Annotated in this window: 12 protein-coding genes and 1 pseudogene; 12 read left to right on the plus strand and 1 reads right to left on the minus strand. The window is 68.5% G+C overall.

Annotated features, from left to right (window positions below):
* The first annotated feature begins 104 nt into the window (after window positions 1–104).
* The 3 genes from ACHMW8_RS09875 (at window position 105) to ACHMW8_RS09885 (ending at window position 6,977) form a co-directional block, all read left to right on the plus strand.
* On the plus strand, window positions 105–3,287 hold the full coding sequence (locus ACHMW8_RS09875) for an efflux RND transporter permease subunit (protein ID WP_395445434.1): 3,183 nt from the start codon (window positions 105–107) through the stop codon (window positions 3,285–3,287).
* On the plus strand, window positions 3,287–4,696 hold the full coding sequence (locus ACHMW8_RS09880) for an efflux transporter outer membrane subunit (RefSeq protein WP_395445435.1): 1,410 nt from the start codon (window positions 3,287–3,289) through the stop codon (window positions 4,694–4,696). The genes ACHMW8_RS09875 and ACHMW8_RS09880 overlap by 1 nt, the downstream gene beginning before the upstream one ends.
* Window positions 4,697–4,811: 115 nt before the next feature.
* On the plus strand, window positions 4,812–6,977 hold the full coding sequence (locus ACHMW8_RS09885) for a hypothetical protein (RefSeq protein ID WP_395445436.1): 2,166 nt from the start codon (window positions 4,812–4,814) through the stop codon (window positions 6,975–6,977).
* 15 nt (window positions 6,978–6,992) lie between these two features.
* On the opposite strand, the pseudogene ACHMW8_RS09890 reads toward ACHMW8_RS09885, so the two are convergent.
* A pseudogene (locus ACHMW8_RS09890) lies at window positions 6,993–7,900 on the minus strand (LytTR family DNA-binding domain-containing protein).
* Here ACHMW8_RS09890 and ACHMW8_RS09895 point away from each other — a divergent pair.
* The 9 genes from ACHMW8_RS09895 to ACHMW8_RS09935 all read left to right on the plus strand — a co-directional run bounded on the left by ACHMW8_RS09895 (window position 7,879) and on the right by ACHMW8_RS09935 (window position 20,939).
* Window positions 7,879–8,439, plus strand: a complete 561-nt coding sequence (locus ACHMW8_RS09895; RefSeq protein ID WP_395445437.1) for a DUF2306 domain-containing protein — start codon at window positions 7,879–7,881, stop codon at window positions 8,437–8,439. The pseudogene ACHMW8_RS09890 and the gene ACHMW8_RS09895 overlap by 22 nt on opposite strands.
* 33 nt (window positions 8,440–8,472) lie before the next feature.
* The gene (locus ACHMW8_RS09900) at window positions 8,473–8,919 is read left to right on the plus strand and encodes a DUF2141 domain-containing protein (protein WP_395445438.1); all 447 of its coding nucleotides are present in this window, start codon (window positions 8,473–8,475) and stop codon (window positions 8,917–8,919) included.
* A gap of 12 nt (window positions 8,920–8,931) precedes the next feature.
* A complete protein-coding gene (locus tag ACHMW8_RS09905) occupies window positions 8,932–10,392 on the plus strand; it encodes a carotenoid oxygenase family protein (protein WP_395445439.1) in 1,461 nt (486 codons plus the stop codon).
* 79 nt (window positions 10,393–10,471) lie between these two features.
* The gene (locus ACHMW8_RS09910; protein WP_125156935.1) at window positions 10,472–11,179 is read left to right on the plus strand and encodes a TetR/AcrR family transcriptional regulator; all 708 of its coding nucleotides are present in this window, start codon (window positions 10,472–10,474) and stop codon (window positions 11,177–11,179) included.
* Window positions 11,180–11,377: 198 nt separating this feature from the next.
* Complete coding sequence (locus ACHMW8_RS09915; protein WP_395445440.1) at window positions 11,378–13,618, plus strand: TonB-dependent receptor; 2,241 nt, start codon at window positions 11,378–11,380, stop codon at window positions 13,616–13,618.
* Between the two features lie 90 nt (window positions 13,619–13,708).
* A complete protein-coding gene (locus tag ACHMW8_RS09920; protein ID WP_125156933.1) occupies window positions 13,709–15,034 on the plus strand; it encodes an MFS transporter in 1,326 nt (441 codons plus the stop codon).
* Between the two features lie 97 nt (window positions 15,035–15,131).
* Window positions 15,132–18,506 (plus strand): glycosyltransferase, encoded by a 3,375-nt coding sequence (locus tag ACHMW8_RS09925; RefSeq protein ID WP_395445441.1) that lies wholly within the window; start codon window positions 15,132–15,134, stop codon window positions 18,504–18,506.
* 74 nt (window positions 18,507–18,580) lie between these two features.
* Complete coding sequence (locus ACHMW8_RS09930; RefSeq protein WP_395445442.1) at window positions 18,581–20,191, plus strand: alpha/beta hydrolase; 1,611 nt, start codon at window positions 18,581–18,583, stop codon at window positions 20,189–20,191.
* A gap of 61 nt (window positions 20,192–20,252) precedes the next feature.
* Complete coding sequence (locus tag ACHMW8_RS09935) at window positions 20,253–20,939, plus strand: hypothetical protein (protein WP_395445443.1); 687 nt, start codon at window positions 20,253–20,255, stop codon at window positions 20,937–20,939.
* Window positions 20,940–20,993: the final 54 nt, after the last annotated feature.

The raw sequence follows: 20,993 nt of genomic DNA on the forward strand, positions 1-20,993 counted from the left end.
GGTTTTCGCGGCTTCTTTCGCCCGCCGGATGGCGGGGAGGGGCCCTGCATGCCCGACGCTTACCCCAACGGCTCCTCCCCGGAACGCCCTCTGGAACGACAACCATGTCCTTCTCAAAGTTCTTCGTGAACCGACCGCGTTTCGCGGCGGTGCTCTCGATCATCATCTTCATCGCCGGCCTGGTGTCCCTGCCCCAGCTGCCGATCAGCGAATATCCCGAAGTGGTGCCGCCGACCGTGGTCGTGCGCGCCGCCTATCCGGGCGCCAACCCGTCCGTCATCGGCCAGACCGTCGCCGCTCCGCTGGAGCAGGCGATCAACGGCGTCGAGGGCATGATCTACCAGTCGTCGCAGTCGGCCGCCGACGGGGCGATGGTGCTGACCGTCACCTTCGCGCTCGGCACCGACCTGGATAAGGCTCAGGTGCAGGTCCAGAACCGCGTCGCCCAGGCCCTGCCCAAGCTGCCCCAGGAGGTGCAGCGCATCGGCGTGACGACGGACAAGGCCTCGCCCGACCTGACCCTGGTCGTGCACATGATCTCGCCGAACAACCGCTACGACATGCTGTACCTCAGCAACTACGCGCAGCTGAACGTGCGTGATCGGCTGAAGCGCATCGACGGCGTCGGCGACGTGCAGATCTTCGGCGCCGGGTCTTACTCGATGCGCGTCTGGCTGGATCCCGAGAAGCTGGCGGCCCTGTCGATGACCGCCGGCGACGTCGTCCGCGCCCTGCGCGAACAGAACGTCCAAGTGGCCGCCGGTCAGCTGGGCGCGCCGCCCAACGCCGGTTCGGGCGCCGACTTCCAGCTGTCGATCAACGCTCCCGGCCGTCTGACCGACGAGGAGCAATTCCGCGACGTGATCATCCGTTCGGGCGACGACGGCCAGATCACCCGCCTGGGCGACGTGGCCCGCGTGGAGCTGGGCGCCAACAACTACGCCCTGCGCTCCTTGCTGGACAACAAGTCCGCCGTGGCCATGCCGATCTTCCAGCGTCCGGGTTCGAACGCCCTGGAGATGGCCGCCAACGTCAAGAAGACCATGAAGGAGCTCAAGAAGGAGTTCCCCGAAGGGGTCGACTACGAGATCATCTACGACACCACGGCGTTCGTTCAGGAAAGCATCGACTCGGTGGTCCACACCCTGATCGAGGCCATCATCCTGGTCGTCATCGTGGTGGTGGTCTTCCTGCAGGGCTGGCGCGCCTCGGTGATTCCGCTGATCGCCGTGCCCGTCAGTCTGATCGGCACCTTCGCCGTGATGCTGATGCTGGGCTTCGGCCTCAACGCCCTGACCCTGTTCGGCCTGGTGCTGGCCATCGGCATCGTCGTCGACGACGCCATCGTCGTGGTCGAGAACGTCGAGCGGAACATATCCCTGGGCCTCGCCCCGGCCGACGCTACCCGCAAGGCCATGAGCGAAGTGACCGGACCGATCATCTCCACGGCCCTGGTGCTGTGCGCGGTGTTCATCCCCACCGCCTTCATCAGCGGCCTGTCGGGCCAGTTCTACCGGCAGTTCGCCCTGACCATCGCCATCTCGACGGTGATCTCGGCGATCAACTCCCTGACCCTGTCGCCGGCCCTGGCCGCCGTCCTGCTGCGCAGCCACGACGCGCCGAAGGACCGCTTCCAGAAGCTGATCGACGCGGCCCTGGGCTGGCTGTTCAACCCCTTCAACCGCTTCTTCGCCAAGGCCTCGAACGGCTATGTCGCCACCGTGGCCAGGACCCTGGGCCGCTCGGCCGCGGGCCTGGTCGTCTACGGCGTCCTGCTGGTCCTGACGGTGTTCGCCTTCTCCAAGACCCCGACCGGCTTCGTGCCGCAGCAGGACAAGGCCTATGTGGTCGCCGTCGTGCAGCTGCCCGACGCCGCCTCGCTGGACCGCACGGAGGCGGTGATCCGCCAGATGGGCGAGATTTCCAAGGGCGTGCCTGGCGTCAAGAGCTCGGTGGCCTTCCCCGGCCTGTCGGTGAACGGCCTGATCAACAGCCCCAACTCCGGCGCGGTGTTCTACACCCTCACCGACTTCAAGGACCGTCGCGACAAGGACAAGCAGGCCGGCGCCATCGTGGCGGCTCTGAACCAGAAGTTCGGCGCCATCCCCGACGCCCAGATCGCCGTCTTCCCGCCCCCGTCCGTCCAGGGCCTGGGCACCATCGGCGGCTTCCGTATGCAGATCGTCGACAAGGCCGGCCTTGGCCCCGACGAGCTTAACAAGGCCACCCAGAACCTGATGGACAAGGCGCGGCAGGACCCCGCCCTGGCCGGCATCTTCTCCAGCTATCAGGTCAGCGTTCCGAAGATCCAGGCCGACATCGACCGTGAGAAGGCCCGGGCCCAGGGCGTGTCCCTGACCGACCTGTTCGAGACGATGCAGGTCTATCTGGGCTCGCTGTACGTCAACGACTTCAACCGCTTCGGGCGGACCTACGAGGTCAACGTGCAGGCCGACCAGCGCTTCCGCCTGCAGCCCGAGCAGATGCTGCGCCTGCAGACCCGCAACGCTCAGGGCCAGATGATCCCGCTGGGCGCCTTCGTGAACTTCCACGAGACCACCGGTCCCGACCGCGAGAGCCACTACAACGGCATGCTGACCGCCGAGATCAACGGCGGCCCGGCCCCGGGCTTCTCGACCGGCCAGGCTCAGAAGGCGCTGGAGGACCTCGCCAAGAAGGAGCTGCCCAACGGCATGGGCTATGAGTGGACCGAGCTGACCTACCAGCAGATCCTGGCGGGCAACACGGCGATCTTCATCTTCCCGCTCTGCGTGCTGCTGGCCTTCCTGGTGCTGGTCGCCCAGTACGAAAGCTGGAGCCTGCCGCTGGTCGTCATCCTGATCGTTCCGATGACCCTGCTGTCGGCCCTGGCCGGCGTGTGGATCAGCAAGGGCGACAACAACATCTTCACCCAGATCGGCCTGATCGTGCTGGTGGGGCTGGCCTGCAAGAACGCCATCCTGATCGTGGAGTTCGCCAAGGAACGCGAGGAGCACGGCGACAGCCCGCTCCAGGCGGTCCTGGAGGCCTGCCGCCTGCGCCTGCGTCCGATCCTGATGACCTCGATCGCCTTCATCATGGGGGTCTACCCCCTGGTGGTGTCGCACGGGGCCGGGGCGGAGATGCGCCGCGCCATGGGCGTGGCGGTGTTCTCCGGCATGCTGGGCGTGACCGTCTTCGGTCTGATCCTGACGCCGATCTTCTACTACGTCATCCGCCGCAACACGGCCCGCCGGGCCGCAAGCAAGGCGGTGAATCCGACGGCCCCGGCCGTGGAGGCTCACTGATGTCCGTTTTCGCCAACACCCTGCGCGCCGCGCTGATCGCCGGCGTCTCCCTGACGGCCGCCGCCTGCGCGGTGGGCCCGAACTACAAGGCGCCGGCCACCCCGCCGGCGGCCTTCCAGAACGCCGACCCGGCCGTCTTCACCGCCGCCAATCCGGAAGCCGAATGGTGGAAGGCGTTCGGCGATCCGGTGCTGGACCAGCTGGTCGGCCAGGCGTTCTCGGCCAATCTCGACCTGAAGATCGCGCTCGCCCGCGTGGCCGAGGCCCGGGCCCTGTTCACCGAACAGAAGCTCGACCTGCTGCCGCACGTCACGGCGGACGGGACCTATGTGAAGAGCGACCAGCAGCAGCCCGGCTCGAACGGCCAGCGCGTCGAGAGCCAGACCTATCAGGCCGGCTTCGACGCCGGCTGGGAGATCGATCTCTTCGGCCGCGTGCGTCGCGGCGTCGAGGCGGCGGGGGCGGAGGCCGGCGCGGCCCAGGCCGACCTGCGCGACGCCCAGGTCACGGTCGCGGCCGAGGTGGCTCGGAACTATCTCGAACTGCGCGGCGCTCAGGCTCGCCTGAAGGTCGCCAATCGCAATCTGGAGACCCAGCGCGAGACCCTGCGCCTGACCAAGGTGCGGTTCGACGCCGGAGCCGGCAGCCCGATCGACGTGGCCTCGGCCCAGGCGCGCCTGAACGCCACGGAGGCGGCGATCCCGGGCCTGATCACGGCCGAGAAGCGCGCCAACTACCGCCTGGCGGTCCTGACGGGGCAGCGCCCCGGCGCGCTGGACGCCCTGCTGGTCCCGCGCGATGTCGACACGCGGCCGCTGGTCACCGCCCTGCCGATCGGCGACGCCGGCGACCTGCTGCGCCGTCGTCCGGATGTGCAGGCGGCCGAGCGTCGCCTGGCCGCTCAGACCGCGCAGGTGGGGGTGGCCACGGCCGACCTCTTCCCGCGCGTCTCGGTGACGGGCTTCATCGGCTTCCTGTCGGGAACCTCGGCCGGCTTCGGCAACGGCGCAAGCAAGGCCTGGTCGGTGGCCCCCAGCGTCAGCTGGCCGGCGCTCGACCTGGGCAGCGCCCATGCCCGCCTGCGCGCGGCCCGAGCCCGCGACGACGCGGCCCTGGCCAACTACGATCAGACCGTGCTGCGGGCTCTGGAGGACCTGGAGAACGCCCTGGTCTCCTATCGCCAACAGCAGGCTCAGCTGACCAGCCTGACCGCCCAGGCGGCGGCCTCGCGCCGCGCGGCCGAACTGGCCCGCATCCAGTACAAGGAGGGCGGCATCGACTTCCTGGTGCTGCTCGACGCCGAACGCACCCTGCTGGCCGCGGAAGACGCCCTCAGCGTCGCCGAGACCGGCGTCAACACCGACGTCGTGGCCATCTACAAGGCGCTCGGCGGCGGCTGGAAAGCCTGAAACCAAAGGTTCTCCCCGGTCGTTCGACGGCCGGGGAGAACTATTTTCACGGCTCCGCTTGCATCCGTACAGCAAACTCAATACCAACGACGCAACATGTGCCGGAGGTTGAGTTATGGCTACGCTTCAAGTTCTGCAATCCGCCTATAGCGACGTCTCGCGTCTCCCGTTCGCCAACATCCCGGCGGCGGATCTGACCGCGCTGCAGACCCTGGCCGGGCGCGTCGACGCCGCGACCCTGAGTCTGACCGACGCGCGCATCGAGATCGCCAAGCTGGTGACCGCGTCCACCACGGTGGCCAACCTCTCGTACAACTTCTTCACCGGGGCGACACCGACGGCGTTCGGCCTGGACTATCTGATCTCGCCGAACGGCGGGAACCCCAACAACCTGAACTCGGCCTATTACCAGTCGTTCTCGGCCGAGAACCGCTTCATCAATTTCGCGGTCAATCTGGGCAAGAACGGCGCGGGCAAGGACGCTTTCACCGCCGCTTACGGGTCGCTGGACCTGGCCGCCGCGGCGACCAAGGCCTATGGCGAGATCTTCGGCTTCGCGCCGGCGGCGGGCCTGATCGACACCATCCTGACCGCCCAGGTGCCCAACGGCCTGGGCGGGACCTTCACCCGCGCCGAGTACTTCGCCTATTACGGCGGCGACGGCGCGAACGGCCTGGGGACCAAGGGCGCCATGGTCGGCTTCCTGCTGGCCGTGGCCGCGAACGAGCACATCGGCGTCTACGCCAAGGCCAATGACGCCTTCCTCGCCGACCTCGCCAACGATGGCCAGGCGAGCTTCAACACCAGCCTGGTCGGGACCTATGGCGAACAGCCGACCTTCGCCGCCGGCGCGACCATCGCGGTGACCGACACCCAGAGCGTCTCGCCCGACGCGACCAACGCGGCCCTGCGTTCGACGACCAACAACGACACGGTCACGGGAACGACCAACAGCGGCGCGATCCTCGTCAGCGGCGGCCACGACTCCGTCACCTTCTCGGGCGCGGTCGGCGGCTATATCGACGGCGGCGACGGCAACGACACGATCACCGTCGGTCAGCTGAACGCAGCGGTGGACGTGCTGGGCGGCGCGCCGAACGGCAAGATCAGCGGCGGCGCCGGCAACGACCTGATCACGGTCGGCAAGATGATCAACGGCGCCATCGTCGACGGCGGCGCCGGCGACGACACCCTGGTGATGGGCGCCGACACCGACCTGTTCGACAAGACCCAGATCACCAATGTCGAGCACCTGGTGCTCGAGAACTTCAAGCTGTCATTCACCTCGCCGACCCTAGGCACGACCACGGTCATGCCGCTGGTGGCCACGAACTACACTGGCCTGCAGGACGTCACCCTGAAGTCGTCGATCTCGACGCGGATCGACAACCTCGCCCAGAACGTGGCGCTGAAGATGGACGGGGTCACCGGCGGCACGCTGAAGGTCAATTACCACGTCGACCTGGTGATCACCGGCATGTCCTCGACGCAGGTCGGGGCCCCTGTCGTGAACGCCTATCTGAACAACGTCACCAGCAGCAACGCCGCGCCGACCCAGCTGGTGGTCACCGGCAATGACGGGGCGCTGGTCGTGCACGTCCAGAGCGACAGCACGCTGGCCCTCATCAACTCGCAGACCGTCAACGGGCCTTACTCCAACGGCAAGGTCGTCGTTGTCGGGACCGGCCACCTGACCGCCAACTTCATCGGCAGCGAGGGCGGCTACAACCTCACGACCCACAACCTGGACGCCTCCAGCTCGGCGGGGATCGACGTCCTCGGGATCGGCGGCTCGGGCGGCGTCCCAAACACCGTCGTGCTGTCGGCCTACAATGACAGCGTGGCCGCCGACCTGCTTGGGGCGTCCGTGTCGACCTTCACCCTGGGCGCGGGCTCGGACGTCTTCAAGCTGTACGAGAACGGCGTCTCCGCGCCGCGCTTCTCGAACCTTGGCATCGAGAACAACAAGGTGACGACCTATTCGACCATCACCGACTTCGCCAAGGGCGTCGACCACGTCGACCTGGGCGTCGAGATCTCGGCGGTGACGACGGGCGTCAGCGCCGGCTCCGCCACCACGCTGGAACAGGCGCTGATCAACGCCTCCAGCCAGGTGTCGGCCAACGCCACGGCGGTCTTCGAGTGGAACGGCGACACCTACATCTACCACCAGGACGCCACGGTGGGGGTCAATGTCGGCGACGGTCTGATCAAGCTGGTCGGCGTCGTCGGCCTGACCGTCGGGACTGGCGCGGCCAGCGCCGACATCCACTTCGGCTGAGCGAATGGCGGCTGATCAGAACCAGCCGCTCTCGCGCAACGCCTTGGCGTAGGCGCGGCTGACGGGCGCCTCGACATCGCCCTTCAGCCGCAGGGTCGCCCGGCCGTCGCCGCGCCGGGCGCCCTCGACCGCCGCCTTGGCCACCCACCACGAGCGATGGGTCTGGGCGCCCTCGATGCCCTCCAGTTCGGCCACGGCGTCGGACAGGCGCATCAGGATCAGGTCCTGGCCGCGCGAGGTGTGCAGGCGCAGATAATGGTCCTCGGCCTCGACGGCGAAGAGCTCGGCGCCGCGCAGCTTGGCCGGCAGGCGATCCAGGAAGCGCGGGGTCGGGCGCCGGTCGGGGCCGAATGGGTCTGGGCGGGTTCGCGCTGGACCAGGAAGTTCAGGGCCGTCATGCCCACCGTGACGACGAACACCGGCGCCAGGTAGCGGGGCAGGGTCTCCATCCGGATCCCGCGCTGGAACACGCTCTCGCTGACGAACCACACGAAGGCCGTGAACGGCAGGGTGATGGCGATGACCGTCAGGGCGCCGTACAGCCAGGGGCGGCCGTCGGCGCGGCCGTCCCGCCCGATCACCTGGGTGACGCCCGTGCCCACGACCGCGCCAGCCACGCTCAGTCCGACCCAGTAGGCCAACCGCGTGAGCAGCGGCGCCTGGCCCGAGCCCAGGGCGCCGATCAGCGCCAGGAACACGCCGGCTCCGCCGGACACCAGATAACCGCGCACCGCCTCGCGCGAGGTCAGCGCCATTCGCGAAGCGTGAACGGCGTCCTCCAGCCGCTCACGAAGGGACGGCGGCGATTGGCGCAACGGCGATTGAGACAAGAGAAGGCCCACTCCAACAAGGCTTTCGACGGCGAGACGAACCCGCCGGACCGAACCGGGAGTGAAGGAAGATGGATGCGAACGGCAAGTCAATCGCGCTGGCGGCGCTTCGCAACGACACCCTGAGAAACGCCGCCGTGGGCGTCGCGCTGGCGGTCGGCGTGGTCGGCGTCGCGGCTCCTGGCATGTTCGCCGGCATGGCCGGTTTTCTGGCGGAGCGCGGCGTCCACCCCCATGCGCCGAACCTGGCCCTGATCGCCGCTGCGCCGCCGGCCGTGCGGATCCACCTGACGGCCGCCGTCACGTCCCTGATCATCGGGATTGCGCTGATGGCGCGGGTCAAGGGCACGAACCTGCACAAGGTCCTGGGCTGGACCTGGGTGATCGCCATGGGGATCACGGCCGTCAGCTCGCTGTTCATCCGCCAGCTGAACCACGGCCACTTCAGCTTCATCCACCTGCTGTCGGGCTGGGCGATCGTCGGTCTGCCCGGCGCCGTTTACGCGATCAAGCGCGGCAATGTCCGCGGCCACCGCAGGGCCATGACCGCCATGTTCGTCGGCGGCCTGCTGATCGCCGGCCTCTTCGCCCTCATCCCCGGCCGCCTGCTCTGGACCGTGTTCCTGGGCTGACCCGCTCACACTTCATCGAAAAAGGACCTCGCCATGTTCAAGACCCTGACTATCGCTCTCGCCGCCGCGGCGCTGATCGCTCCGGCCGCCCACGCCCAGGACGCCACCCCCCAAGCGGGCTTTGCTGACCTGACCCTGACCTTCCCCGCCCTGGCCTCGAAGTCCGGCAAGGTGATGATCGCCGTCTATGACAGCGCCCAGGGCTGGAGCTCCGGCAAGCCGGCCCGCGTCGCCCAGGCCTCGGCTTCGGACGCCGAGCCCGCCGCCAAGATCGTCGCCCTGCCGCCGGGGACCTATGCCGTCCGCGCGTTCCAGGACGTCGACGGCGATGGCAAGATGGGGACCAACCCCTTCGGCATGCCGGTCGAGCCCTACGGCTTCTCCAATGACGCCAAGCCGAACATGGGCCCGCCCAGCTTCGACGCCGCCGCCTTCGCGGTGAAGGCCGGCGCGACCACCCAAGTCCTCCATCTGCGCTAGGGAGCCGAAGCGATGAACCGACGCGACATCCTGCGCGGCGCGGCCCTGGGCGGCGCATCCCTGCTGAGCCCAGAAGCTGTCTGGGCGGCGGCGGCCAACGCCAAGGCCGGGGACTGGATCCTGGGCCTGGCCGATGTCGAAGCCGACGTCGCGCCGACCGGCCTGACCCGCCTGCACGGCAAGGCGCCGGCCGAGCTCTCCGGAACCCTGTTCCGCAACGGGCCGGCCAAGTTCCACCGCCCGGGCGGCGATGTCGGGCACTGGTTCGACGGCGACGGTATGGTCCGCAAGTTCCAGATCGGCGGCGGCCAGGCGCGGATGAGCGCCCGCTTCGTCGACACGGTGAAGCGCCGCAACGACACGGCCGCGAACGCCGTGATCACGCCCGGCTACGGCACCGCACCCGGCAAGGGTTCGGTGATCACCGGACCCGACGACGCCAACGCCGCCAACACCTCGGTGCTGATGGCTGGCGGCGAGCTGTGGGCCCTGTGGGAAGGCGGCTCGCCGATCGCCCTGGACCCGGCGACCCTGGAGACCCGGGGCGTCAAGACGCTGCGGCCGGATCTGAAGGGAATGCCGTTCCTGGCGCATCCGCGCGTCCAGCTGGACGGGACGATCTGGAACATCGGCCTGGGCGGCAAGGACGCGGTGGTCTGGAAGCTCGCGCCGGACGGCGCGCTCCAGAAGGCCGAGATGATCGCCTTGCCGCGCGCCAGCTACATGCACGACTTCACCGCCACCGCGCGCCACCTGATCCTGGTGCTGCAGCCCTGGGTGCGGGAGCGGTTCGCCATGCCGTTCAACGCGTCCATGGCCTGGAAGCCGGAGCTCGGGACCCAGGTGCTGGTGCTGGACAAGGACGACCTGAGCCGGCGCCGGGTGTTCGAGCTGCCGCCGTTCTTCTTCTTCCACCTGGGCGACGCCTGGGAAGACGCCGACGGGACCCTCCGCTTCGACGCCTGCCTGGACGAGAACCCCTTCGGCACGGCCGCCAACGCCGGGGCGCTTCTGAGGGGCAAGGCCATCCGCGCTGCGCCGCCGAGCCGGGCCCTGATCACCCTGCGCGCCGACGGCCGGGCCGAGCTGGCCCGCGAGACGGTGAGCGCCGAATTCCCCCGTTCGGACCCGCGCTTCGCCGGCCTGGCGCGTCGCTACTCCGTTCACGTCACCAACGAGCGGCCCGACCGTCCGCTGTTCCAGAGCGTGGCCGTCCGCGACTGGAAGAAGGACAGCGACCAGGTGTTCGACTTCGGTCCGCGCCACCTCGTCGAGGAGATGGTGTTCGTTCCGCGCCCAAGATCTTCCGAGGAACTGGACGGCTGGCTGGTCGGCACGACGGTCAATCTCGACGCCAAGGCCACAGAGCTGCACGTCTTCGACGCGCGCCTCGTGCGGCAAGGCCCGGTGGTCTCCTGGCGGGCGCCCGTGGCACTGCCGGTGACCTTCCACGGCGTGTTCGCCCAGGCCTAGATAACGCCGGTCCCTTGCCAGGTCCGCCGGGATGCGCCTATCCGAGGACGGAGCGCAACCACGGCGGACCTCCCACTCCATGACCGCAGCCAAGCCCCCATCCCGTAACGGGGTCCGCGCCAGCGGGCGGGGCCGACCGTCGAAGGCCAAGGGCCTGGACCTGAAGGAAACCATCCTCGACGCCGCGGAGGGGCTGTTCGCTCGTCACGGTTTCCATGGCGTGACGACGCGGCAGGTGGCGGCCGAGGCCGGCGTCGACACGGCGCTGATCCACTACTATTTCGGCGCCAAGCGGGAGCTGTTCGACGCGGTGTTCGTGCGTAGGGCGCAGATCCTGAACCAGGTGCGCGAGGCGTCGATGAACGCCTACGTGGCGGCGCATGACGCGTCCACCATGACCGTCGAGGGCGTGATCGAGGCCTTCATCGATCCGCTGCTGCGCATCTCCCAGGACGGCGGGCCCGGCTGGAAGAGCTACTTCGCTCTGGTCGCCCAGGTGAACAACACCCCGGCCTGGGGCGGCGAGACCATGGCCCGGTTCTTCGATCCGGTGGTCCATCAGCTGGTCGAGACCCTGAAGATCGTCCGTCCCCAGGCCGAGTATCGCGACCTCTACTGGTGCTACCAGTTCCTGACCGGGTCGATGATGCTGTCGCTGTCCGAGACCGGGCGGATCGACTCGCTGTCGGAAGGCGAGTGCCGCTCCAGCGACCTGGAGGCGGTGCGCCGGCGCCTGTTCTCATACTGCGCGGCTGGCTTCGAAGCAGTGATCGCCAAGGCCCTATAGCAAGATCCTCCCCCGCGTGCGGGAGGCGTCATCCGTCCCCGATCCTTTTTCATCACCTGATGAAAAAGTGCTGGCGTCCAGCGCCGGTTCGGGTGATGGTGCCTTCAATTCGCTGTTCGATGAAATGGCGAACCCCGAGCACGCGTCCGCACAAGACGGATCCGGCTCGGACGGGCGGAACGCAAGGGAGGGAACCCCATGACTTCGATGTGGAAGGCTGCGCTGTTGGCTGGCGCGGCGTGGAGCACGATCGCGGGCGTCGCGTCGGCGCAAGAGGCTCCGGCGGCGAGCAATGATGTCTCGGTCGACGAGGTGGTCGTCACCGCCCGTCGTCGCGAGGAAAATCTCAAGGACGTGCCGGTGGCCGTCTCGGCCTTCTCGGCCGAGAAGCTGGAACGCTCGGGCGGCACGGACATCACCGTGCTCTCGCAGACGACCCCGAACATCACGGTGCAGACCGCCCGTGGCTCGAACTCGACCCTGATCAGCTACATCCGCGGCGTCGGCCAGCAGGATCCGCTGTGGGGCTACGAGCCCGGCGTCGGCCTCTATGTCGACGACGTCTACATCTACCGTCCGCAGGGCGCGGTGCTGGACATCTTCGACATCGAGCGCATCGAAGTGCTGCGCGGCCCGCAGGGCACGCTGTATGGCCGCAACACCATCGGCGGCGCCATCAAGTACGTGACCAGGCGCCTGGGCGACGAGGCCGGCGCCAAGGTCCGCGCGACCTATGGCAGCTACAACCAGACCGACCTGATGGTCTCCGGCCAGACGCCGGTCGGCGGCGGCCTGTCGGTCGGCGGCGCCTACGCCCTCTACAAGCGCGACGGCTATGGCAAGAACCTGACCACGGGCGCCGACCAGTACGATAAGGACGTCCAGGCCTATCGCCTGAGCGCCGAGTACAAGCCCACGCAGGATCTGTTCTTCCGCCTGGCCTATGACAAGGTCGTGGACAAGTCGAACCCGCGTCACGGTCACCGCGAGACCCTGCCGACCGTCGGCAATTATCCGATCCTCGACATCTACGACACGCAAGCCGGCCTGGGCGACAAGAACCGTGTCCAGACCGAAGGCCTGTCGCTGACCGGCCAGTGGGACGCCACCCAGAACCTGACCTTCAAGTCGATCACCGCCAACCGCAAGGGTCACACCCAGACCCTGATCGACTTCGACGGCACCCCGCTGCCGACGCTGGACGTGCCGGCCACCTATGACGACCGCTCGTTCTCGCAGGAGCTGCAGGCGGTCTATTCGGACGAGAACGTCCAGGGCGTCTTCGGCCTGTACTACATGAACAGCCAGGCCTCGGGCGAGTTCGACACCATCGCCGGCAACCTGGGCGTCTCGATCGCCGACGGCGGCAAGGTCAACACCCAGAGCTTCGCGGCGTTCTTCGACTTCAGCGCCAATCTGACCGATCGCCTGAAGGTCTCGCTGGGCGCCCGCGCCACCCGCGACCACAAGCGCGCCAACGTGTTCCGCTTCTTCTATCTCGGCGCCACGCCGTCGCCGTATCAGGGCGGCGCCAACCGTCCGATCCTGCAGGTGCGGACCAACTATGACGCGGCTCGCACCTTCGAGCAGTTCACGCCGCGCATCTCGGTCTCGTACGAGCTCAGCGACGACCTGAACACCTACGCCTCGTTCTCGAAGGGCTACAAGTCGGGCGGCTGGGACATGCGCGGCGACGCGTTCATCACCCCGCAGACGACCCAGGGCTACCTGCCGGAAATCGTGAAGACCTACGAGGCCGGCCTGAAGGGCTACGCCCTGGACCGCCACGTGTCGTTCTCGTCGGCGATCTTCCTGTCGAAATATACCAATCAGCAGGTCACGACCCAGGTCGTGGTGCCCTCGGGCATCGCCAGCTCGGTCGACAACGCCGGCGCCTCGACCCTGTACGGGGCCGAGTTCGAAGCCACCGCCAAGTTTAGCCAGCACCTGACCGGCAATGTCGCGCTCGGCTATATCCACGCCAAGTACGACACCTTCAGCCGCTTCGTGCCGGCTGGCGCGCCGAACCCGCTGAACCCGTCGACGACCCTGGCCACCGGCCAGGTGGTCAACGTCGCCGACCTCTACGGCTTCCAGAACACGCCGCAATGGACGGGCAATGTCAGCCTGACCTGGCGCGCGGATCTGGCCGGCGGCGACATCGCCATCACCCCGATGGTCAGCTACCGCGACAAGTACCAGCAGTTCGAACAGCCGCTGCCGGCCCTCGACCAGAAGGCCTTCACCCTGGTCGACCTGACGGCGATCTGGACCGCTCCGGGCGGCAAGTACAAGCTGGCCTTCACCGGCAAGAACCTGACCAACGAGAAGTACCGCACGGGCGGCTACAACTTCGGGGCGCCGACCTACAACAACTCGGTGATCGGCTTCTACGGTCCGCCGCGCACCTTAGCCGGCTCGATCGAGGTGGCGTTCTAATTATCTAGGCGACCTAGCTCGGGCGGGACTTGCTGCAACAAGTCCCGCCCTTTCTTTATGTAGACAGAGGCAGTGGCGTAGGGGGCGAGCATGAGCGAGCAGCAGCAGGCGGAAGCGAAGACGCAAGGGTCGGGTTATCGCTACCTGGTCCTGGCGATGCTGATCCTCGCCTACACCTTCAACTTCCTGGACCGGCAGATTCTCGGCATCCTGGCCAAGCCGATCAAGGACGAGTTCGGCCTGACCGACGCCCAGTTCGGCCTGATGGGCGGCCTGGCCTTCGCCCTGCTCTACACGACCCTGGCCATCCCGATCGCCTGGCTGGCCGATCGCTTCAGCCGCGTCTGGATCATGACGGCGGCCCTGACCCTGTGGAGCGGGTTCACCGCCCTGTGCGGCGTGGTCGGCAGCTTCTCGCATCTGTTCCTGGCCCGCATGGGCGTGGGCATCGGCGAGGCGGGCGGCGTGGCCCCGGCCTATTCGCTGATCTCGGACTATTTCCCCAAGCATCAGCGCGCCCGGGCCCTGGCGGCCTACGCGTTCGGCATCCCGCTGGGCACGGCGGCCGGCACCTTGGTGGGGGGGCTGCTGGCCGTTCACTACGGCTGGCGGACGGCCTTCATCGTCGTCGGCGCTCTGGGCGTGGTCCTGGCCCCGATCTTCCGCCTCGTCGTCCGCGACCCGCCGCGCGGCGGCGCCGATCGTGCGCCGAACGCGCCGCCGGTCGCGCCGGCTCCGGCCGCGCCGCTGGGCGAGGTGGCCCGCCTGCTGGCGGCCAAGCCCAGCTTCTGGCTGCTCGCCCTGGGCGCGGCCTCTTCGTCGGTCTGCGGCTATGGCGTCGCGGCCTGGCTGCCGTCGTTCTTCATGCGCAGCCTGGGCCTGACCCTGGCCCAGACCGCCTGGTACTATTCGGGCATCGCCTTCCTGGGCGGGGTAGTCGGCATCTGGATGGGCGGCGTGATGGCCGACCGCCTGGGCGCCAAGTCCAAGGCCGGCTATCCGCTGACCCCGGCCGTGGCCTTCCTGATCTCGGTGCCCTGCTTCCTGCTGGCCATGAACAGCGGATCGCTGGTGGGCGGCCTGGGCGGGACCGCGTCCCTGGCCCTGGCCTTCGTGATCTTCCTGGTCCCCACGGGCCTGAACCTGGCCTGGCTGGGCCCGGTCACCGCCGCCGTGCAGCACCTGGCGCCCGCGCCCATGCGGACCACGGCCTCGGCCCTGTTCCTGCTGATCAACAACCTCTTGGGCATCGCCGTCGGAGTCTATTATTTCGGCGCGATGTCCGACCTCCTGAAGCCGACCTTCGGGGCGGAATCTCTGCGCTGGGCGATCTATACCGGCATGGGCTTCTATTTGCTGGCGGCCCTGCTGTTCTTCCTGGCCTCGCGCCGTCTCGACCAGGATTGGGTGGAGTAGGGCGCGGCGACTAGCCGCATCCCCCAAACACACGCAGGCATAGCGCCACTGTTCGGTCAATTTCGGGTATCAAAGGGCGCTAAACCAGAGCGCCAGAATGACCCCCGAAGACCGCCACATCTTTCACGACCCCACCGGCAAGCGCGAGCGCCGGGCCAAGCTGGTGCTCGGCGTGATCATCTCGCTGATCGCGGCGATCGTGGCGGGCTTCGTCGCCACCCTGGCCTTCGCCCCGCGCCTGCCCGACGCGCCGCTGAAGGACCCTCACGTCCTGACCTCGCTGCACCAGGAGACGCCGCGCAAGACCAAGATCGTGAAGTCGTGGCGCCGCGTGCCCCGGCCCCCCACCGCGAAAGGCCAGGCCGCGCCCAACGCCGCCGCCCATCCGCTATCGGTCGGCTTCTACGTCGCCTGGGACGAGGACAGCCGCGAGTCTCTGCGCCGCAACATCGACAAGCTGGACGTGGTCTCGCCGCAGTGGGTGGCGATCAACGGCGCCAAGGGCGACATCAGCCTGGTCGATGACGCCGAGGGCGTGGCCCGCATCGCCAACGCCCCGAACAAGCCGGCCGTCCTGCCGCTGGTCCACAACTCGGCCAACGCTGCCTTCAACGGACCGCTGGCCGACGCGCTGCTGACCAACCCTGCCGCCCGCGCCAAGCTGATCGACAACCTGAAGGTTCTGGCCGACCAGCACGGTTACGGCGGCTATGTCTTCGACTTCGAGGCCCTTTCGGCCAAGGGCCTGGCCGCCTATCCGCTGTTCCTGAACGAGGCCCGCGCCGCCCTGGCGGCGACCGGCCGCGAGGTCTGGGTCACCGCCCCGTTCGACGGGGAAGGCTGGCCGCTCAAGCGCCTGGAGCAAGCCTCCGACACCCTGGTGCTGATGGCCTATGACGAGCACTACGCCCTGGGCGATCCCGGCCCCAACGCAGGCCAGGACTGGTACGAGACCGAGCTGGAGAAACGCTTCGGCCATCTCGATCCGAACCGCGTGGTCCTGGCCTTGGGCGCCTACGGCTACGACTGGACGCTGAACAAGGACGGCTCGCGCGCGTCCGGCGCGCCGGCCACCTTCCACGAGGCCATGCGCAACGCCCAGGACGCCGGGGCGACGATCCGCATGGACGACAACGCCCTGAATCCGACCTATCAGTACACAGACGACAACGGCGACGAGCACGTCGTCTGGTTCCTGGACGCGGTCACCCTGTTCAACCAGATCAAGGTCTCCGACGCCTGGAAGCCGCGCGGCTACGGCCTGTGGCGGATGGGCATGGAGGATCCGGGCGTCTGGTCGCTGCTGGGCAAGCCCTACGGCCAGGCCTCGACCAGCGGCCTCACCACCCTGGCCAACGGCCAGGGCGTCGACTTCGACGGCGGCGGCGAGGTGCTGCGCGTGGCCCAGCTGCCCACGCCCGGCAAGCGCAGCCTGGAGTTCGATCCCGACACCGGCCTGGTTTCGGGCGAGAGCTACGACGTCATTCCCAGCAGCTATGTGATCGAGCGCTATGGCCAGAAGAAGGGTCTGGTGGCCCTGACCTTCGACGACGGCCCCGATGGCCGCTGGACGCCGAAGATCCTGGACATCCTCAAGCAGAAGAACGCGCCCGCGACCTTCTTCGTGATCGGCCAGAACATGCAGCGCCGTCCCGACCTGGTGGAGCGCGAGGTGGCCGAGGGACACAATGTCGGCGGCCACAGCTGGACCCACCCCAACATCGCCGAGACGCCGCTGCCGCAGGTGCAGGTCGAGCTGAACGCCACCCAGCGCCTGTTCGAGGTGCTGACCGGCCGCTCGATGCGTCTCTTCCGCCCGCCGTTCTTCGGCGACGCCGAGCCCTCGACCCCGCACGAAGTGGCCCCGCTCGTGATCGCCCAGACCCTGGGCTACATGACCGTGGGCCTGCGCATCGACCCGGACGACTGGCAGAAGCCCAGCCCGCAGACGATCATCGACCGCACGCTGGAGCGCCTCGACAACCCGGGCGATCGTCCGGGCCAGGTGGTGCTGCTGCACGACGCCGGCGGCGACCGCAGCCGCACCGTGGCGGCCCTGCCGGGGCTGATCGACCAGATCCGGGCCCGCGGCTACCGCCTGGTCACCATCGGCGAACTGGCCGGCATGAACGCGCAACAGGTGATGCCGCCAACCTCGCGCACGGCGGCCGATCTGTTCCTGGACCGCCTGGGCTTCGACTTCTTCCGCTGGGCCCAAGCCACGATGACCTGGCTGTTCATCACGGCGATCTTCCTGGGCGTCGCGCGGCTGGTGTTCCTGGCCAGCCTCGCCCTGGTCCACCGCTTCTGGACGCATGAGGAGCCCGCCGATCTCGATAGCGAGAACGGCCCGCTGGTCTCGGTGCTGATCCCCTGCTTCAACGAGGAGAAGGTGATCGCCGCCTCGGTGGCGCGGATCTTGGAGAGCGACTGGAAGAACCTCGAAGTGCTGGTTCTCGACGACGGCTCCAAGGACCGCACGGCTCAGGAGGTGCGCGACCATTTCGCCGATGATCCGCGCGTGACGCTGCTGTCGTTCGAGAACGGCGGCAAGGCGCGGGCGGTCAATCGCGGTCTGGCCGTGGCCAAGGGCGAATATGTCGTGGCCCTGGACGCCGACACCCTGTTCCCGCCCGAGACCATCGGCCGCCTGGCCCGCTGGTTCCAGGATCCGGACATCGGCGCGGTGGCGGGCAACGCCATCGTCGGCAACCGGGTCAATATCGTCACCCGCTGGCAGGCGCTGGAATATGTCACCGCCCAGAACCTCGAGCGCCGGGCGCTGTCGGCCCTGGGCGCGGTCACCGTGGTGCCGGGCGCCGTCGGGGCGTGGCGCAAGAGCGTGCTCGACGCGCTGGGCGGCTATCCGTCGGACACCCTGGCCGAGGACCAGGACCTGACCATCGCCTGCCAGCGCGCCGGCTGGAAGGTCGCCTTCGACCCCGAGGCGCGGGCCTATACCGAGGCCCCGGACACGGTCGGCGGCCTGCTGAAGCAGCGCTTCCGCTGGTCGTTCGGCACGCTGCAATGCGTGTGGAAGCACCGCAGGGCGATGTTCAACACCAAGACACCGGTGCTGGGCTTCGTGGCCCTGCCGCAGATCTGGCTGTTCCAGATCATCCTGGCGGTGGCCGCGCCGCTGGTCGACCTGGCGGTGGTCTGGAGCCTGATCGCCGGTCTCTACGGGGCGGTGGCCCACCCGGTGGAGTGGCGGCCCGACGACATGCTGCTGGGCCTGGCCTACTGGGCGGTGTTCATCGCCGTCGACCTTTCGGCCGGCGCCCTGGGCATGGCCCTGGAGAAGCGCGCGCCTTGGGCCGACCTACCGTTCCTGCCGGTGCAGCGGTTCGGCTATCGCCAACTGATGTACTATGTCGTGGTCAAGTCGGTAGTCATGGCCGTTCGCGGCGGTCGGGTCGGCTGGGGCAAGCTGGAGCGGCGCGGCTCGGCCTTGGTCGGCAAGGGCGGCTGATGACCGCCTGAACCGCTTGCCAGCCTCGCGTCGGCATGGCCAATTCCCGGCCAAGTTTTTTCGGGGGAGCGACCATGCGGGCGATGATCACGGCGGCCATGCTGCTGGCGGTAGGCGGACCTTCGGCCTGGGCGGCCGACGGCCATCCGATCCTGCAGGTCCAGGTGGGTTCGCAGATCGCGGGGCCGGTGTCGGGCCGACTGCTGGTCTTCGCCCAACCCCTGGCCGCGGCCAAGGCCGGCGCCAAGGACGGGGTGATCGAGAGCGTCGAGGCCAATCCGTTCGAGGGCCAGGGCCAGGTCGCCGCGCGCGAGGTCGGTACGGTCGGCGCCGGCGCCACGGTCGAGATCGACCTGGACGGCGTCGCCGCCCCCCAGGTGTTCTCCAAGTTGCCGCCGGGCGAGTACGCGGTCCAGGCCGTGCTCGATCAGAACCACAGCTACAACTACGGCGGCCGGGGCGGCGGCGACCTGGTCAGTCCGGTGACGACGGTGACCCTGCCGCTGGCCGCCGGGACCAAGCTCGTCCTGGACAAGGTCGAGCCGGCCTACGACCCCTTCAAGCTGCCGGCCGAGGCGCCCAAGGCGGCCGTCGATCGCCTGGCGGCGGCCAAGCCGCATATCGCGCCGGTGAACTTCGTCAGCCCCGCGCTCAGCGGCTTCTTTGGCCGGCCGATCGCCATGAAGGGCTGGGTCCTGACCCCGCCCGGCTACGAGACCGGCAAGGATCGCTATCCGACGGCCTACTACACCCACGGCTTTGGCGGCTCGAACGACTACCTGGTCAGTCAGGCGACCCGGATGTACGACCTGATGGCCAAGGGCGAGGCCCCGCCGATGATCTGGGTCTATCTGGACGAAAGCAGCGCCACCGGCACGCACGAGTTCGCCGACAGCCTCAACAACGGCCCGTGGGGCAAGGCCCTGACCGAGGAACTGATCCCGGACCTGGAAAAGCGCTGGCGCATGGACGCCAAGGTCGGCGGTCGCTTCCTGAACGGCCACTCCTCGGGCGGCTGGGCGACCCTGTGGCTGCAGACCCGCTATCCGAAGGTGTTCGGCGGAACCTGGTCGACCTCGCCCGACCCCAGCGACTTCCACGACTTCACGGGCGTTGACCTCTACGCTCCCAACGCCAACGTCTATTACAAGCCGGACGGCTCCTTGCGTCCGATCGCCCGCGACCACGACAAGGTGCTGGCGACCCTGAAGGACATGGTCGCGCTGGAGGAAGTGCTGGGCGAGTACGGCGGCCAGTTCGGCTCGTTCGACTGGGTGTTCTCGCCGCGCGGTCCGGCCGGCCGGCCCGTGCCGATGTTCGATCGGGCCACCGGCGCGGTCGATCCCGCCGTCGTCGCCTATTGGAGCCAGCACTACGACATCGCCGCGCGGCTGAAGGCGAACTGGCCGGCGCTGAAGCCCGACCTGGACGGCAAGGTCCGCCTGATCGTCGGCACGGCCGACACCTTCTATCTGGACGGTTCGGCCCGGAAGCTGGAGGCGGTGATGAAGAGCCTCGGGGCCAAGACCGACTTCCGCTACCTGAAGGACAAGACGCACGGCGACCTCTATCAGGTCGGCGACGACCGCCAGGCCCTGATGAAGCAGATCGCCTGGGAGATGTACGCCGTCGCCCGGCCGGGCGCGAAGCCGCCCGCGCCGATTCCCACCGCGCCCAGAGATTGAGATAACGCCGATCTGTGGCAGGCTCCGCCGTGGCGCCTAGCCGACGCTCGGGGAGCTTGCCATGAAGTCTTTCGCTATCGCCCTTTCGTTCGCCGTGGCCCTGGTCGCGACCGCCCCGGCCCAGGCCGCGCCGCCGGCTGGGACCGAGAAGGTCAAGCTGTCGGGCAAGAAGGGGCCCAGCCTGTTCCGGCCAGGTTTCCAGCTGGGCGAGTACGACGGCGACGCCACGGTCAAGAGCAGCAAGAGCTCGGTCACCGGCGTCTTCGAGGGCGGCAAGGCCAGCGTCGAGATGACGGTCAACGGCCCGGGCCTGGGCCCGGTCGAGGTGGCCTGCGGCGGCGGCCAGAGCCGGCTGGGCCTGGGCTGGATCACCTTCGACCGCGACAAGCTGCAGTTCTTCTGCACGCTCTCGGGCCCCGGCGCGGGGGCCGACGCGAGCTTCGCCCTGGCCAGCGCCAAGGGCGGCGGCCTGCTGAAGACCCTGCAGCAGCCCCAGCGCGCCGCCGAGCTGCGCTTCGGCGGCCTGAACATCCGGGCGCGCACGGAACAGGTCGGCGGCCTGCCGATCGGCGGCGGGGCGACGATCGGCTACGTGTTCAGCCGCGACGGGGTCGACATCGGCGGGGTGGACCTGGCCGCCATGCAGCCGACCGCCTACCTGCCGCCCAAGGGCTCGAAGGATCGTGACGCGGTCGCGGTGCTGGCGCTCATCCTGATCTTCTTCAAGGACCCCGGCCGCCAGCGTTGATCTCGGGCTGAGCTGACGATGATCGAGGCGTCAACGGTATCGCCAATCTCTGAC

The organism is Caulobacter sp. UC70_42 (assembly GCF_044056025.1).
Lineage (GTDB): Bacteria > Pseudomonadota > Alphaproteobacteria > Caulobacterales > Caulobacteraceae > Caulobacter.